Raw genomic sequence first — 17527 nt, 5'->3', positions numbered from 1 at the left:
TTTCTGACGCAGTAAATTAGCCGTCTGATCTTAAACAGTCAATAGCGGACGGCGGCCGAGCGTAACGCACTTCTGGAATTCTACGCGACAGCCTGCACCATAGCCACCAGGAATTTATAAAACTTCTCGACGCTACCGATCTCAACTTTCTCGTCAGGCGAATGAGGACCGATGATCGTCGGACCGAATGAGATGGTATCGACACCGCCGCCGACTCTATCGTTTATGATACCGCATTCAAGGCCGGCGTGTATTGCTTTTACCGCGGGCTCTTTGCCGAAAAGACTTTTATAAACCTCTTTCCCTTTCATGAGAACGGCAGAACTCACATCCGGCTGCCAGCCCGGATAACCGTCGCTCACTTTGATCTTGGCGCCGGCCAGCTGTCCGACGGCGGCAACCTGTCCAGCGATCATTTCTTTCTCCGATTCGATCGAGCTCCTCTGACTTGTCACGACTGTAACGCCGTTGCGCTCCGTTCTCATCACGGCCACGTTGGTAGAGGTTTCGACCAAATCCGGGATATCGCTGCTCATTCTGATAACACCGTGCGGCAGCGCGGCGAGCATTCCGAGAACCTTTTTCTTGGTCACGTCGTCGAACGATTGTTTTGCTTTTTTGCCTTCTTCCACGACGACTCTGACGTCCGGATCCACGGACTTGAATGCGTTCAGGAAAGTCTTCTCGCATTCGGCGGCGATCTTCCTGACTTTTTTCTCATCCGCTGGCGGAACAACGACAGTTGCATCCGCTTCGCGTGGAATTGCATTGTGCTTGCTTCCACCCTCGAGAGAAACGAGCTTCATTTTGGTTTTCGCGTCGATGGCCAGCAGAGTGCGTGTTAAAAGTTTCAAAGCGTTGGCTCTTCCAAGATGGATATCGACTCCGGAATGCCCGCCTTTCAATCCGCGTATCATCACATTCAGAACAGCAACTTTTCCGGTGACAGCCTTCTTCTTCGCAGGAACGGCAATCGTCGTATCTTCTCCGCCGGCGCAGCCGATGTAAAGTACGCCTTCATCCTCGGAGTCTAAATTCATCATGATCTTTCCAGTGATGAAACCCGGCGCAATGAAATTTGCTCCGGTCAGTCCCGTTTCTTCGTCTATCGTGAAGAGTCCTTCAATGGGTCCGTGCACCAGCGACTTGTCTTCAAGGAGTGCGAGGAGCGCCGCGACGCCGATGCCGTCATCAGAGCCGAGTGTAGTTCCGTCGGCTTTGATGTAGTTTCCTTCCCTGTGAAATTTGATCCCGTCCTTCAGGAAGTCATGCTGGACATCGCGGTTCTTTTCGCAGACCATATCGGTGTGAACCTGAAGAACGATGGTCGTCGAGTTTTCTTTTCCCGGACTTGCCGGCTTTGTGACGACAACATTTCCTACTTTGTCCTGCTTCGACTTGAGACCCATCTCTTGGGTGGTTTTCTTGATATACTCGAGTACTGCCTTTTCGTTTTTCGAGCCGCGCGGAATCTCACTTATTTGGTTAAAATAATGCCAGATTCTTTCCGGTTTCAGACCCTGAATGACCGTTTCGTTCATGGAATCAACTCCCTTTTGGAGAATGTTAAATTGTGAATTGTAAATCTTGAATGAAAATCAAAACTGAAAAACTCTCCGTTAAGTCCCGAAGGACGACCACCAAATGCTCTGTCTGCTCCATCATATCGAAGATCCCGTAGGCGGGACTGATGGAATCTATAATATAGAAGTGAGAGAAGCAACCGACCGGGAAACAGATTCCGGAAAAAAATCCAATTGACTCGTTCAGGGCTCGCTCACGCGAGGTACAGAACGATGCTACTTGAGGAATAGCATTTTCTTCGTCTCATGAAATCCCTCCGATTCAATGCGGTAGAAGTAAACGCCGCTCGCGAGACCGGAAGCATCGAACCGAACGATGTACTTGCCGGGACGCTTCATTTCATCAACAAGTTTTGTCACGGTCCTTCCGAGAATATCATAAACGGTCAAAGTCACGTGGCCCATTCTCGGGACACTGAACGAGATGTTGGTAGCGGGATTGAAAGGATTTGGATAGGCATTGTACAACACGTAGTCGGTCGCTGCCGACGGCGGCGCCTTCACTGAAGTCCCCTCTTGGTCGATAATGTTCTTGAAGGCATAAAAAATATTTCTGTCTATGCGATAGTGTTCTGCGTCCGCCGCGTACTGCGCCACTCCGAACGAATAATAATTTATGTTGTCGGTGTAGAAGATAGAGGATCCACTCTGGCCCGGTACGCCATAGAATCCAACGTAGCCCAGGTATATAGAATTAACAAGAGTCGGGGCCCCATAATTGTAGTACATTGTATCACCATTAAACACCTTTGTAGAGTCGAAAGGATCGGGGACACCAGGATAACTGAATTGATGCAATACCATACCTTTGAAGATGCTGTCGTTAGCTGGCAACGCAATCCCGATCCATCCTGTTTTGATTCCTATCGGGTCTCGTAACTTTATCAGCGCAATATCCTCCTCCAAAGGAAAAACAAGATCCGCCTTCGGCAAGATGTAAGACTCACTCACGCTCTCGCCAAACTCCGGATTTATCTCACCATCGTCATATGCCGGAACAACGAGCATACTATCCTGAAAAGATGCCGTGTCGTTGGATCTGAAATAGTAATGCAAACAGTGCGCTGATGTCAACACCAAATCTTTTTCAACCATCATCCCGGAACACTCCTGCGAAAGAGTGTCTTTCGCGTATCTGAACAATTTCACAGCAGCCCTAAGCGGATAGTTCGACACAGGGAAGAAAAGATGTGCCGGAGTATAATCCGTAGAGCCGGAATTCATGTAAGTATTCGTTGGTTCACTCGTATCGAGCGGACTGAAACCCGGGACGGTACCATAGAAACAGCCGGTGGAGTCGAACTTTATTACCGAATCCGGAGCAACACAAGGCAAGACGGTAATCTGTTGGGTCCTTACATCATAAGAGATCAACGTATCGAGCTGTGCGAATGAGAATTTCACATTGAGAACATTCAGAGACAAAATAACGAGAACTCTTATTCCAGTAGTCATGAAGTGAAGAATGAAAAAATTCGTTTAATCCCGATTTTCTCCGTCAATTCTCCTCACCCTTCCGACTTCGCCTGTTTCCAGTCTGACTTTGATTCCGCGCGGATGAATCGGCGAGTTAGTGAGGATATCTTTTACAATTCCCTCCGTCAGTTTGCCGGTGCGCTGGTCTTGTTTCAGAACGATTGCCACCTTCATGCCTGGCTTTACGTCGGATCGTTTTGTGCCGTTCAAGCAGTCACCTCAACCAATTTTTGTCACCGCCAGATCCGCCGCAGGATAGAACAGCGGGAACGGCATACCACGGCGCGACTTGTACACGTGGCGAACCTGGAGCAGACGGATCTCGAACTTCGCAGATTTTCCGAAGTCGACCGTCGCAGCGTCGCCGACTTTCATTTTGAGTTCGCGGCTGCGATGATCTGGAAAGATCACGGTGATCACAGCATCGCCTAAATACTCGTGCACCCTTTTTGCGCCGACGGTGATATTTGTTTTTTTCGCCAGCACTGTGTCATTCTCCGACACCGTGACCAAATCTCTCGGGCCCGTTCCAGTGGACGGCACCTTAGATTTGCCGCGTCGAGCCGGCTCCAGAGCCTTCGGAAACTCATATGAACTGTGAAACGAACCTCGACGATCCCAATTTTCTTTCACGAGCTTGAATGCCTCGTTTATTAGTTTCAGCTTCGCGGTTCCGATTCGCTGCATCTTCGTGTCGCCCTCGAAACGGTCCGGATGCCACGCCTTCGCCTGAACGTTGTACGCCTCACGCACTTCTTCGAGCGTCTTAGGATTGGAAAGTTCCAGTATGCGGAAAGCTTCCTGCCAGGTCATTCTCAAATTTTGAACTCTAAATCTTGAATTTCAAATTTAGTCAATTGCTTTTCCAATCTCTACCAGTTTCTTCATCGTCTCAAGATTTCTGCTTGTGGCAAGGACCTTCAAGGTTTTCTCGATGGAATTGTTGTTGAAAACCGACTTTGCATATCCCTTCCGACACAGGACATAAACCGTTCTTCCGATGATTTCGAAGTCATCATTCGGACTTTTTATCTTGCGAAGTTCTGCGACCTTCTCACTCAAAGGAGTCTGCGACAAAATTGTAAGATAAATCCGCTCACCTGCCTTTGGCTTATTTCCTTTGAATGGATTTTCTTCGATGATGTCACCAAGGTCCTCGAGATTCAATACAAGAACTTCGATGTCAAATTTAAATTGAGTTTTGACCGCAGCCTTTATCATTTCTTCCAACTGTGACGCTGTCTTCTTTCGATAGGCGAACACCACGTTTCCACTCTGGATATATGTTCTTACTTCCGAGAACTCCAACTTTTCGAAAAGCTCCGCCAGGTCATCCATCAGAATGATTTTGTTCCCGCCGACGTTTATTCCACGCAAGAGTGAAATGTAAACAGGCATGGAGGCTCTAGAGCTTCATTTGATGAGGCTGATCTTGCGGACGGCAAGATATCCATTCGCGCGCAATATTACCAAATAAACTCCGGTCGACAATTGGCTCGCGTCGAACTCAACGGTATAACTGCCTGCGTTCTCCCTCTGGTCCACCAAAGTCCTGATCTCTCTTCCGAGCACATCATAGAGTTTTAAAGTTACACGGCAGCCAGTTGACAGCCGATAGTCGATCTCTGTCGTTGGGTTGAATGGATTGGGATAATTTTGAGACAGGCTGACTTTGTCCGGAATTGTCGCGGGATTTCGAATCGCATTCGGTCTGTCCGCTTTCGACTGAGAAAAGACCCACGGCAGGAGAAATGGATCGTTGTAAGCCACATCCCAGATTGTGTGAGAGCCATACTGATACTCGGTGTACAAATGCCTGGCGCCATTTTGTATCTTCGCCGCAACCGCACTATCGGAAAGTCCGGTGCAACTTCCGTTTCCACAATTGGTGTAAACCACTTCGTCTCCGACCTCTTCAAGTGAATGCATCATTTCCCGCGAGCCCGAGACGGGAACGGTGCCGTCCAGCGCACCATGAAAATCCCAAACCGGGATATCTTTTATCACTTCAGCTTTCGACGTATCTCCAGCTCCCGACATCGGAACTGCGGCGGCAAATTTATCCGGAAACCGCACTATCAAATCCCACGTTCCGAATCCGCCCATGGAGAGACCTGTGACATAAACTCTGTTTGTATCGACTGAATATCTTCCGATCAATGAATCCATGATATCGAGGACGTTAAGCAACTCCGCGCTGATGGGTATAGCGTTCGTGCTGTAGGAGCCGGGGCCATACAAATACACCCACGATCCGGTGATCGGGCATTGTGGCACAAGTATAAAACATGGCCACTTAATCTGGTTTGTGTCCTGCGCCCAGACCGTCGCCATGCTATTTTTCTCCACGGCAGTCGAGTCATCGCCTCTCTCTCCGGCTCCATGCAAACAAAGAACAAGAGGATACTTCGAAGCAGAATTGTAGCCTGCTGGTACGAAAAAGTAGAATGGGAGTGTCACACCGTTGTACGTGTGATAGCTCTTTGAGAACTTTCGATATATTTCGTCCGCCGTTTGAGCCCTGGCTTCGATAGAAGCGATTGCACTAATCAAAACCGAAACAATGAACAAGGTATTACGAATTTTCAATTTACGCCTCCTGTTCTGCGACAATTCCACAAAGCAAGACCGGCCTCGCATTTTCCAAGAACACAGTCTATTCTTGATTTCCATTAAAATTATTCTTCCCCGCAATCAATTTCAACTTCGTGCCATTTTCTTGATTCACTGTAAACAAAACCCGGCCCCTTATCAGGACGAAATCATAGTCGTAATTTCCTCAGCTTTGGTGCAAACGTTCGCACGGCAGCCACAACCAGAAGCGTCATGCTTCCGCCGAAAATCACGGATGGGATCAGTCCCATCAGCTTTGCGGCGACGCCGGACTCAAACGAGCCAAGCTCATTCGATGCACCGAGGAAAATCCCGTTGACGGCCGATACGCGTCCCCGCACGGCATCGGGGGTGTACAGCTGGATGATGGTCCACCTGACGATCACGCTGACATTATCGAACGCTCCGCCGAGCATCAAGATCACTAACGACAGATAAAAATTCCTCGACAGCGCGAAGAAGATCACCATGAGTCCGAATCCGAACACGCATCGGAGCAGATTGCGTCCGGCCTGTTTGAAGACAGGATAATTCGCCTGAATAACCGACATAACGATGGCACCGATTGCCGGAGCGGCCCGCAGAAAACCCAATCCCTTTGCGCCAATGTGCATCACCTGATCCGCGAAGATCGGGAGCACGGCGACTGCCCCGCCGAAAAAAACTGCAAACATGTCGAGCGATATTGCGCTTAAAATCACCTGATCATGGAACACGAACTTTATCCCCTCGGAAAGACTTTGCAGAATCGATTCGCCGCGCCTACGCTCAGGCATCGGCTTATCCTTGATGGCCAGAAAAAGAAAAAGACCTGCAATACTCGTCGCAACTACCATTCCATACGCGCTCCCGACGCCCACGAAACCGTAAATCAACCCGCCGACCGCGGGACCTACAACGTCGGCTACCTGCCATGAGACGCTTCCCCATGTCGAAGCATTTCCAAACAGCTCACGCGGAACAAGCTGCGCTGAAAATGCAGCCTGAGCCGGAGACATCAATCCGCGCGTGAGGCCGGCAAGGAAGATGATGACGTAAATAGGAAGTGTTCCGTGCTGCACCAGGATCTCACGAAACTCGGTGGAGACGAGGAAGAGCGAGGAGGCGCAAATAACATAAGCCGAACTGCAAATTACGATTATTTTTTTTCTGCTCACGACATCGGCAAGATGACCGGCAAAAAGAGCAATCCCCAAAACTGGAATCGCTTCAGAAAGTCCGATTAATCCAAGCGAGAGAGGGTCGTGCGTCAATTCATAAATCTGCCACCCGACTATCACCGACTGCATTTGTACGGCGAACGTCATCACAAACCGCGCCAGGACAAACAGTCTGAAGTCCCACAACTTCAGAGTGGCATACGGATCGGTATTATCTAAGATCGGCACCACAGAGAAATTATTCCAGTACGGCGACGAGGAGGTACAATCCTGCTCCGACTTTTTCCATCATGAATGAGATCTCCACTCGGTCATTCCTTCATCGAACACTCTCTTAAATATTGAAAAATAGAAATAACCATCCCTGTTCGGTACGACAAGCGGAGGCAACGCAAAAGACTCGACATAGGAGGCAATTAAATTTCCCGTGAATAAATTGTAGACCAAAACTTCAGAAGGATTCACTATGATTGCGTATTTCTCGCCCCGATATTTTCTGGAAGGAAACAATTCCGCAAATTTCTTCGAATAAAAAATTGCAGGCTGGCCGTTAACGGCTATCAGCAGCGTATCCCTGACGCGGAAATAGAATCTCGAAGAATCCTCGGCGATATCCGATCCTTGAGTTAATTCGAAATTCGCGGGCAATTTTACTTCGATAATATTTCTTGAAATCTCCTTCCTCATAAAATCCGCATATTCTCTTGATGACGGCAGGTCACTCGTGTCGATTCGCATCGTGTCAACCTGGAGCTCCGCACCCGAACATTTCCTGTAGAGATTTATGTAGCCGGTAGCTCCCAGCTTTTCAAAAAGGAACTTCGAATACAGTCCGCTGACCGGATAAGTCAGACTCGCATCGTTCTCCATGAACTCCCGCCTTGTCAGCAGCTGCGAGAAGTCCATCATGCCTGACTGTTCCAGATAAAGGCCGGCCTCGAGAACGACATCAGGGTCCAGACCGCCGCGGCCGCCGAAGGCAACCGCAAACCCCTCCTGTAAAAACGGACTCGTGTAGAGCGGAAGAACTCCCAATCTGTAATTCATGAGAAGGTGCAGAAGTTCATGGTAATGACAGGTGTAGGTGCTGATGATACAATCATACGCAAGATTGTAAATGCCGCGGGTCTTGAATCCGGTCAACTTCTCGATCTCGTCCTGGTCTTTACAGATATAGTAATAGATTTTCTCGCGTCTAAGTCGTTCAAAGGCATCGCTTCCAAATCTCAGTTTGTTGGCAATTCTCTTTACAAACGCATCGAGGACGGCAATTGAATACGAGTTGCAGGCGTTTGTATCATCCACGATAAAGACAAAATACCGGCTATCGATGCGTTTCCAATTCCTCGAGTAATAGGCAAGCGGCGATACGAGCTTGCCGTTTCTGAAACAGTAGTCTTGCTGAATATTCTTGCCCGGTATGATAATACTTAGACGAGAGAATTGAGTATCGAGTGAATCGATTCGGTATTTGTAATTTCCGCTCTCGATATCCTGAATGATATCACTCCGTAGTTCGTAAGAGATGAGAAATTTGTTTTTCACTCCAATATATTTGATCCCTAGCCGCCCGGACAACCGGTATTCTGCCGGATCTGCGTCGGCTTTCAGTGAGTCGCTGTTCGCCGCGAGATGGCGGATGAAACGCTCGGCATCTTGATTTGACAAGACATTCGCCTGCGCCGAACAAACGAAAGACACGACATACGAGAAGACGATTAATCTAATCATTCCACACGATCCTGGCCCGGCACAATTCCGCGTCGCCGCTTTCGCGCCTCACTTCACAATAAAAATTTTCGCCGCCGCTTAAGACCGACTCGTCCCGCATGCTGGAGACATATATCTCATCGTAAAGTTTTGCTTCCGATAAGAAATTGATCTCGAAAGATTTTAGATTTTTTTTCTCAGAATATTCAGCCGGAAAACTGTCCAGCATCCACAGCAGATACTTTGACGAGTTGACGTGCCTATTCACATCAAGATCCGAAGAACGCACGACGTGTTTGAAATCGGTTTTATCTGCATCCCGTGTCTCTATTTTTTCCAACTTGGTCTCTATTTCGTCCCGGTAAAGCTGCGTCGGAAATTTTCTGTCAAGCGCATCAATCCTCTGGATGCGGGAGGTTTTCCTGTCTATAATCAGCCAGGCCGATGTTGCAGAGAGGAATTTTTTTTCCGATTGAGAACAAACCATGAAATCCCTCAGCCCGAAAATTTTGTCCGTTCCCTTTCCCCATGTTTCGACCGTTATCTCATCGTCCCACTTCGGCAGATCATGGAACACCGCGAGGAAGCGCGACAGCACCCAAAGCTGGCCTTCGTCGTTCAACTCGGAGTAGCTGAATTCAGTATCCCTGGTGTGTCCCCATGCGCTGTCGAGCATGAAAGATAAAAGTATGTCAGGTCTTGCAACCCCGCGCTGATCTACTTCGTAGGAGTGGAGGCGAAAGGTCTGCTTGTGAATTGCATTATTATCGTTTTCCATTTTACGTGAAGAATTTACTGAGGCAACCAGAGCGGCCGCAACATGCGGCCGTTTCATTTACAATTTTGCTGGTAGTTTATTTTTACTTCGGAGCGGGTCCTTCCGTTACCTGTGCCAGGTCATCAGGACGGATCCACTTTGCAAATGCCGACTTAACATCCTCTTCGCTCAACTTCAGATACCGCTGCGCCGCAAGAATCGGCTCATCCAAAGGAAGACCATCCATGGCACGGCTTAGCAAGCCGCGTGCGACACTATTCTCGCTCGATTCGGAGAGCGGGATCTCGCGCAGCAGCAGTGCCTTTGCCTGGCTCAATTCTTTCGAGGTAACCAGAGTATCCTGCATCTGTTTCAGATCACGCACAATTATCGACCGTGCTTGCGAGACCTTGTCCGGATCGCAAGCGTAGCTCACCTGGTAGCTCCCTCGAGTCTTTGAAATGTTGAAACTCGAGCCGACATAATAAACCAATCCTTCATTCTCGCGCAGATCGTGGTAAAATCTCGTTGCATAAAATCCTCCGCCAAGGACATGGTTGCCCAGCTGCAAAGCGTAATAATCCGGATTCGATCTGGTTATTCCAAGCGTTTCGGATAGATAGACTCTGTCCTGAACACGGCTCACGTCAGGCACCTCCGTCGTGGAAGGCCTGCTTAATGGTACAGACGACAGATCTGTTCCAGGCTTCGGCCCGGATGCTGTCCACTCCTTAAAATAATTCCAGATGATTTCCCTTGCGGTGTCGGCGTTTACATTGCCGATAACAACCATGGTCGTCATGTCCGGACGGAAGACCCGCGCACAGTAATCCTTCACATCATGGATACTGGCCGAATCAACAGTCAAAGGCGTCGTCTCTCTAAGTGCAGGATCCCCTTTCGGAAGAATGGCAGTGCGAATTGCTTTTGACGTCAAATAGTCCGGGCTCTCCAGCTGTCCGGCGACCGTCCTGGCAGTTTCTCGCTGTATTACCTTGAATGCTTTTTCAGGTAGCCCCGGATGAAGCTCATTATCGGCAAGGAGCTGGACACCTCTCCGAAAATTATTGCCGAGAACCCGGAGAGAGAAGCTCGAGCCGGCAGATTCATCTGCGCCGATATCGTCAAGCGCCTTCTGAAATGCCACTCGATCGAGAGTCGTCGAGCCGTATTCGAACAACCGGTTGAGAATCTCCGCTTCACCATCTTTGCCGTCTGGTTGTTGAAGCTGCGGGTTGCTTTTTATGCCGCCAAGAATAGTCACAGTGTTGCTTATCGATTCAGGTTGGATTATCAGCTTCATCCCGTTCGGGAGCGTATCGACGACCGGCTCGATTGTCGAGTGCGGTATCGCAAGTTTTCCGACCGCATTCTCGGCCCATGAAGGAAGCTCGACTTCTTTCGTCTCCTTCGGCGCAAAAGATTCGGCACCGCCAAAACCACTCGAAGATATCGGGTTCCCGGATGATTGCGGCGTCAACACTGCGATCAAGGCGTGAGTCGAATCAATATAAGTCCTGGCAATGCGGTTGACGTCTTCGACCGAGACTTTCCTCATCGCATCCAGATCATCGTCGGGCGATTGTCGTCCTTCGACAGCCACAGCATCCGACCAATCGGAGGCGAGTCCGGAGATAGAATTCTTGCTGAACTCGGCATCGGAAATCTCGTGCCGCTTGGATGCCTCGACGAAATCAGGAGAAACTCCGTTTTTTAACTCCTGTGCCACCACATCGCTGATATCTTTCAAGAGAGCGTTTGAGTCATATCCCTTCGGGAATCCCGCGATAGCGAAACCAATCCCCGACTTCGGAAGCGGATAGTACTCAAAGTCTGCAAACAAGGCTTTCCCTTCCGGGACGAGCGAATATAATTTTCCACGCTGGTTGCTCAGAACATCGGAAAGAACTTGAGCCGCAGCGTAATCAGGACTCTCAGTGCCCGGGAATCGATACGCAATTACTGCAAAACCGTACGGCAGGTCAGTAGGCATCCTCAAGGTGTCTGACTTGACTTCGGTGAAATTGAAAACGGGCTTTGGAGGCAAATTGCCGGAAGGAATATTCCCGAAGAGCTCCTTAACTTCGTCCAATGATTTTTGCGGATCGACATCGCCGGCTATGACCAGCACGGCATTATTAGGAACATACCACTTCGAATGGAATTCTTCCAGCGTTCCGCCGGTCGTACTGTCGAACGACGCTCGCGTGCCGAGTGCATCATGCGCGTACGGCGTACCATGAAACATCGCATCGAGGAGCTTTGTAAAAAGCAGATATTGCGGATTAGATAAATCCTGCGCGACTTCCTGCTCTATTGCACCGCGTTCTTTATCCCAGAGACTGTCGGTGCCCAAGATCCCTTTCATCCGGATTGCCTCAATATGAAGAGCGACATCCAAATCCTCAGACGGCACCGTGAAAAAATATTGTGTGACCATCTGCTGGGTATCCGCATTATTATCGCCGCCCATCACAGCAGAAATGTCGGCAAGCTGAGAAGCCGAAAGCCCCGGGCTTCCGCGGAACATCATGTGCTCGAGCGCATGTGCGGTTCCGGGAAATCCTTCGGGAGCTTCGTCCGAACCAACCAGATAGTTAATTTCCGTGGTCGCTACAGGCGCCAGCGGATTCCTGACGATAACGACACGAAGTCCGTTCTTCAACGTGGCACGGAGAACATTCTCCGAATCCGCCGCCTTGGCAGCACTCGCATCTGTTGGTTTCGCAAAACACAATGCAATTTCCCAAACAACAGCAGTGATCAACAGAAATAAGAATTTTCGATTTACGACTGAAAACTGGATATTACTGACCTTTCCCATTTTTACTCCCGTTGTTTTAGACGTGCCGCCTACCGATGGTCACGATCTATTGTCTACAATTTTAGTTTGGCAAAATTTCTTATGTTCTTCTCTCGCCGGAATGGCTGCTTTTTGGAAAAGAGCTCCTCCTATTCTTCTGATGGCTTCCATGGCGATGAAATTTCTTTCCGTGTGAGCTCGCCGGTTGAACAGCAAATTTCGGCTCCGGAAGAGGAGTCAGAAGATCGTCCTCGGGATAAACAGATTTGACATCTTCGCCTAGATATTCTTTTATTGCCGGAACGCTGTACGCATCCGTTTCCGTTGCAAAACTTATGGATATCCCGCTTGCACCCGCTCTACCCGTTCGCCCGATCCGGTGAACATAATCTTCAGGATTTTCGGGGAGTGTAAAATTCACGACATGACTTATGCCTTCGACGTGGAGTCCGCGTGCGGCGACGTCAGTCGCTACCAATACTTTTGTTTTGCCGGAACGGAAGTTTTCGAGACGCTTGATGCGCCTGACTTGCTCGACATCGCCGGACAACAGAGCACAGTTTATTCCGTGTGACGAGAGCCGGTCTTTCAATTCTCTCGCCGTATCTTTTCTATTTGCAAACACCATTACTCTCTGAAGACCGCGAACCGCGATCAGGTTGTAGAGAATCTTAAATTTCTCGAAGTCGGTCGTAAGATAAAAAATCTGTTTTATCGCTTTCACCACAACCTGTTCCGGCTCAATCTCCACGATGCTCGGCTCACGCGTCCATCTCGAGGCGAGCCTGTTGACTTCTGGCGTCAGGGTCGCGCTGAAAAGCATTGTTTGTCTCTTCGATTTCGGCGGCGTGCTCTCGATGATCCGCCGCACGTCGGGAATAAACCCCATGTCGAGCATTCTGTCCGCCTCGTCGATTACGAGAATCTCGACTTTGTCGAGGCGAATGCTTCCCTGCTTCATGAAATCCAGGAGCCTGCCGGGAGTAGCAACCACGATGTCTATCTTCTCCGCCGCCAGGATATTTCTCTGCTGCTTATATTCAATTCCGCCGAGCACTGCAGCGACATGGAGGCCGGAGTATTTGGATAGTCCGTCCGCATCTTTTTTTATTTGCAGAACCAATTCCCTCGTCGGAGCAAGTATCAATGCGCGAGGCGATTTCCGGATCGGCTGCTTCAGCGGATTCCTCAATAGATATGTCATCATTGAAATAAGAAATGCCGCAGTCTTACCCGTGCCGGTTTGCGCACGGCCCGCGGCGTCGAGCCCATCGAGGAGTTTGGGAAGGATTGCTGCCTGTATGGGCGTGCAATATTTAAAGCCCAGATCGGAAATCGCGTGCATGACTTCGACAGGCAAATCGAAATCCAGGAATCGTTTCTTTCCATCAACCGGCAAAACGGCGAATTGGGAGTTGTCCCATGTCGCCGGTGGTCTTATACCGGGAACGGGACGCCGGAAACTTAGATCAGGTTTTTCTTCCCCGACCTTCGCGCTCTTGAGTCCAGTCTCCGTTTTTGTACTCTTGCCGAAAACTTTCTTTAAGAATTCTTTAAACAATTACAGCCTCTTTCTGGAGCTTCACCCCGAATTTTTCAAATACGGCATTTTCAATGTCGGAAGCAAGCGAAAGGATTTCTCTGGCGGTCCCCGAATAATTCACCAGTGCAAGCGAGTGATTCGACGAGATACCGACTCCATTTCTCTTATAGCCTTTTTGAAAACCTGAGTTTTCGACGAGCCACGCTGCAGAAATCTTAATCCCGTTTGTGTCCCTGTAAGATGGCGCACGCTTGATTCCGGCAGAAACTAACCTTTCCTTGAAATTTTTGTATTCGACTTCCGACAGAATCGGATTCACAAAGAATGATCCCACCGATTTAGAATTCGGATCATCACGGTCGATTATCATGGATTTCTTCTTTCGAAGCGCCAACACCGCTTCCCTCACCGTATTCAAGCTTAACTCTTCAGTTTCCTGTTTCCCATTTCCAGTCCGTTTTCTTCTTAACTCAATGTATTCCCGAAGTTCATCATACTTTACAGTCGGCCCTCCTGCATTCATTAATTTGTAACCGGCTTCGACAATCACGAATTTATTTTTATCTCTGGTTTTGAATCGGCTGTTGCGGTAACCAAATTCACACCTCCCCGAATTTAGCTCGACAACCTTGAGCGATTCTATGTTGATTGCCTTCACGGAGACAATAGTATCCCTGACCTCCTGTCCGTAAGCTCCGACATTTTGTATCGGCGTCGCTCCGACCGAGCCGGGAATTCCCGACAGACACTCAACACCCGCAAGATCTTTTTCAACACACAACTTTACGAAATCATCCCACCCTTCGCCGGCATTTACACGAGCAACCGTGCGCGAGCCATCATCTTCGAAATGGATTCCTTTGTAATCGATTTTGATAACAAGCCCCTCGAAGCCCTCATCCGGAAAGATAATATTGCTCCCGCCGCCGAGCACGACAATCGGAAGATTTTCGCTTCTGCCGAATTCTATCGCAGAGCAAATCTCATCAACCGTCGGACAGGAAATAAAATATTTTGCGCTGCCGCCAAGACCGATAGTAGTATACGGAGCAAGGGAAACGTTGGATCTTATGCCTGTCAATCTGTCTTGCAGAACCGCCATATATTAAAGATAAACAAATTAGCGGATAGCTCATAGCTCACGGCCCGCAGGGATTGACATCGACGATGGTGTCATCTATATTTTCAAGGAAGAAAAAGGAGGTCATGTGGGTCACAGCCTTTGGATAATTCTTTTAGCATTTGCGATTCTCGGCACCGCAGAGAGTTATGGCCAAGTTGAAACTGGAGTCCCTTTTCTAATGATCCCTATTTCTGCCGAAGGAAACGGCATGGGCGGAATCGGAGCATCATTAATTTCAGACGATGCAATCTCCACGATTTCAAATCCGGCACAGCTCGGGATTTTCAGTTTGGATAATTTGTTTAACGCCGGCACATATAGCCCAAAGACACCATGGCTGCCGAGTTTCTCGAATGATCTCAGCTTAGACGCTACTGCATTCAATGCCGGAATGAACTTCAACAAATATTTTGCTCTTCCTGCACCGATCAGTCTAGGAATAGGATATTCACAGGTCTATTTTGATTTGGGAAATTTCACAGAGACCTCGCCCTACGCTCCGACTCCAATCGGAACATGGCACGCTTACGAAAAGTCGGACAACCTTTCTTTCGGGATTGGAATTGATTACAAAGTGAAGCTCAGCTTAGGTTACAGTTTCAAGTGGATAGATTCAGAATTAGCACCTCAGGATTCGGGCGTAGGCGCAGCAAAACTTCCCGCGCACGACTACGGAGCCATCCTGCAGGTACCTGTAGTGGATATTATTTCCGATGCATACGAGACACCGATCAGGTGTAATGGGAAAATTTCTCCGATGTTCGATTTAACGTTTGGCTATGCAAGAAGAAATGTTGGAGGTGAAGTTAACTACGGCATCCAGGGGCAATCCGATCCGCTCCCACGTCAAGGCGTACTCGGATGGAATTTCGAGATTGGCCTGAAATCAGAAGTGAAAAACAAACCATGGAAGGTACTGACATTTACATGGGGACGGGAAGCTGAAGACATTCTTGTAAATGTCTCTTCTGCGAATGACAGCCCGTACACAAGAACCATTTCATACAAGAACGGCCTTGGCGGCATCAGACCTTTCGACAATCTCGTTCTCGGCGAAACATTCGGGCAAATTTATTTACAAACAGGTTGGCAGTTCCAAATTGCAGAGTGCCTATATATCCGCGGTGGATCATACACGGCGTCAGGAGAACTTATTTACTCCACTTATGGCGAGAGCTTCAAGTTGAACGGATTTTTACAGCTTCTTGCGTCGTTGAACATTATTGAACCGGATTCAAAATTATTTTCTTACTTCCTCAATCATTTAGATCTCCAGTACCATTTCAGCAACTACATGAGCAGTGTAAACAGCCTCATTAGTGGAACAACATTTCAGTCAATAAACATAGTCCTGAAATGATATTCCATCAACAAGAAACATTTGCGATCAAACAAAGAACGAGGTCGAAAAATGAAAAGAATTCTTTTGGTGTTGTGCCTCTTTAGCGCAACAATCCAAATTGCAGATGCTCAAGGACTACTTGACGCTGGAGTCATGGAGATTCAACCTTCCGCCGATGCGAATGGAATGGCGGGAATCGCCGCGTCTCTTCCTTCTGACAATGCAACTGCGACGATCGCGAACCCGGCTCAGCTCGGTCTTTTCAGCCTCACCGGATTTTTGAACACAAGCATATATGTAGAAAAAACCCCCTGGCTGCCAAATATCTCGTGGACGAGTGATCATTCTTTGAATACCTCAGCGGCAAACATCGGGATGAATTTAGGAAACTTTTTGAAACTTCCTCTTCAATGCAGCTTAGGCGCAGGTTATTCAAGAGTATTTCTTGATCAAGGAACAGTTGAATGGACGACTGCGCAGATGGACACGTCTGGTTTCTTCCACCTGTCGGAGAGACAAGAAGATTACGCCATCGGAGTAGGATTCGATTGGTTCGTGAAATTGGGATTAGGGTATACTTTCAAAAGTGTAGCTTTAGAAGAAGCAGGTCTTGATTCGACCGGGAACCAACTCAGCCCCAAAGCAAATGCTCATGACTACGGTATCATGGCACAGATACCAGTTGTGGAAATTGCCTCTCATCTTGCCGATCAACCGATTATTCTGTCGCCAGATATGAGCCCCATATTTAACATAAACATAGGATACGCGAGACGCAACATAGGGGAATACGTGTCCTATCCACCGAGCCCGCTTTTACCCCGAACCGCAACCCTTGGATTAAATTTCGAAATCGGCATAAAGACGGATATCAAGAACAGAAACTGGAATCTGTTTTCGTTTATCTGGGCCAGGGAAGCAGAGGATCTCCTTGCCGCAGCAAAACTGATTGCCATAACCCCAGTAAGCAATAATGGATATGGATATTCCTACGAGAACTTTTATAAATCCGGCATCGGCGACATTGAGCCTATCGACAACCTGATTCTTGGAAGGACATACGGGAAAGTCGCCTTGCGAAAAGGTTGGCAGGTACAATTGGCGGAATTCCTTTACGTCCGCGGCGGCTCCTTTGAAGGTGTGGAATTTCCATTTGGAGTTACCTATCAAGGAATCGGATATTCCTATTCTACTCTTGGAACGAGCGTCAAGCTAAGTGGACTTCTCAAGTTACTTGCAGCTTTTGATATAGTTGACATCGAGGATGGACCTCTCGCCTTCTTAGCCGATCACCTTGATCTGCAATATCACTTCAGCGAATACACGAACGGCGTCAATACGGGTGCCGATGGCACGACTTTCAAAGAGATAAATCTCGTAATCAAGTAACTAAGATTCATGTAGAACCCACGACTTA

Annotated in this window: 14 protein-coding genes; 2 read left to right on the top strand and 12 right to left on the bottom strand. The window is 48.5% G+C overall.

The features are described 5' to 3' along the window. Nucleotides 1-80: 80 nt before the first annotated feature. From VLX91_06405 to VLX91_06350, 12 genes are all read right to left on the bottom strand, one after another. Complete coding sequence (locus VLX91_06405) at nucleotides 81-1541, bottom strand: aminoacyl-histidine dipeptidase (GenBank protein ID HUI29831.1); 1461 nt, start codon at nucleotides 1539-1541, stop codon at nucleotides 81-83. A gap of 258 nt (nucleotides 1542-1799) precedes the next feature. Continuing rightward, nucleotides 1800-3038: a T9SS type A sorting domain-containing protein gene (locus VLX91_06400; GenBank protein ID HUI29830.1), complete on the bottom strand. Its 1239-nt coding sequence runs from the start codon at nucleotides 3036-3038 to the stop codon at nucleotides 1800-1802. 24 nt (nucleotides 3039-3062) lie between these two features. Further along, the gene (locus VLX91_06395; GenBank protein HUI29829.1) at nucleotides 3063-3269 is read right to left on the bottom strand and encodes a YwbE family protein; all 207 of its coding nucleotides are present in this window, start codon (nucleotides 3267-3269) and stop codon (nucleotides 3063-3065) included. A gap of 9 nt (nucleotides 3270-3278) precedes the next feature. Beyond that, nucleotides 3279-3872, bottom strand: a complete 594-nt coding sequence (locus tag VLX91_06390; GenBank protein HUI29828.1) for a J domain-containing protein — start codon at nucleotides 3870-3872, stop codon at nucleotides 3279-3281. 36 nt (nucleotides 3873-3908) lie between these two features. Next, nucleotides 3909-4457 (bottom strand): DUF1697 domain-containing protein, encoded by a 549-nt coding sequence (locus VLX91_06385; GenBank protein HUI29827.1) that lies wholly within the window; start codon nucleotides 4455-4457, stop codon nucleotides 3909-3911. Nucleotides 4458-4472: 15 nt separating this feature from the next. Further along, on the bottom strand, nucleotides 4473-5648 hold the full coding sequence (locus tag VLX91_06380) for a T9SS type A sorting domain-containing protein (GenBank protein HUI29826.1): 1176 nt from the start codon (nucleotides 5646-5648) through the stop codon (nucleotides 4473-4475). Nucleotides 5649-5821: 173 nt separating this feature from the next. Beyond that, complete coding sequence (locus VLX91_06375) at nucleotides 5822-7060, bottom strand: MFS transporter (GenBank protein ID HUI29825.1); 1239 nt, start codon at nucleotides 7058-7060, stop codon at nucleotides 5822-5824. 60 nt (nucleotides 7061-7120) lie between these two features. Then, entirely contained in the window at nucleotides 7121-8563 is a 1443-nt protein-coding gene (locus VLX91_06370; GenBank protein HUI29824.1) for a hypothetical protein, read from the bottom strand. Beyond that, nucleotides 8556-9320 carry an acyl-ACP thioesterase domain-containing protein gene (locus VLX91_06365; GenBank protein HUI29823.1) on the bottom strand — a complete coding sequence of 255 codons (765 nt, stop codon included), beginning with the start codon at nucleotides 9318-9320 and terminating at the stop codon, nucleotides 8556-8558. Before VLX91_06365 ends, VLX91_06370 begins: the two co-directional genes overlap by 8 nt. 82 nt (nucleotides 9321-9402) lie before the next feature. Further along, nucleotides 9403-12123 carry a pitrilysin family protein gene (locus tag VLX91_06360; GenBank protein ID HUI29822.1) on the bottom strand — a complete coding sequence of 907 codons (2721 nt, stop codon included), beginning with the start codon at nucleotides 12121-12123 and terminating at the stop codon, nucleotides 9403-9405. A gap of 79 nt (nucleotides 12124-12202) precedes the next feature. Continuing rightward, the gene (locus tag VLX91_06355; GenBank protein HUI29821.1) at nucleotides 12203-13663 is read right to left on the bottom strand and encodes a DEAD/DEAH box helicase; all 1461 of its coding nucleotides are present in this window, start codon (nucleotides 13661-13663) and stop codon (nucleotides 12203-12205) included. Further along, nucleotides 13656-14747 carry a UDP-N-acetylmuramate dehydrogenase gene (locus VLX91_06350; protein HUI29820.1) on the bottom strand — a complete coding sequence of 364 codons (1092 nt, stop codon included), beginning with the start codon at nucleotides 14745-14747 and terminating at the stop codon, nucleotides 13656-13658. The genes VLX91_06355 and VLX91_06350 overlap by 8 nt, the downstream gene beginning before the upstream one ends. A gap of 199 nt (nucleotides 14748-14946) precedes the next feature. On the opposite strand from VLX91_06350, the gene VLX91_06345 reads away from it, so the two are divergent. Both VLX91_06345 and VLX91_06340 read left to right on the top strand, forming a co-directional pair. Continuing rightward, complete coding sequence (locus VLX91_06345; GenBank protein HUI29819.1) at nucleotides 14947-16128, top strand: hypothetical protein; 1182 nt, start codon at nucleotides 14947-14949, stop codon at nucleotides 16126-16128. Nucleotides 16129-16179: 51 nt separating this feature from the next. Further along, nucleotides 16180-17499, top strand: a complete 1320-nt coding sequence (locus VLX91_06340; protein HUI29818.1) for a hypothetical protein — start codon at nucleotides 16180-16182, stop codon at nucleotides 17497-17499. The last annotated feature ends 28 nt before the right edge of the window (nucleotides 17500-17527 follow it).

This window comes from Candidatus Acidiferrales bacterium (assembly GCA_035515795.1).
Classification (GTDB): Bacteria; Bacteroidota; Ignavibacteria; order Kryptoniales; family JAKASW01; genus JAKASW01.
Note: the sequence above shows the minus strand (reverse complement) of the source record. Positions and strands in the feature narration are given on the sequence as shown.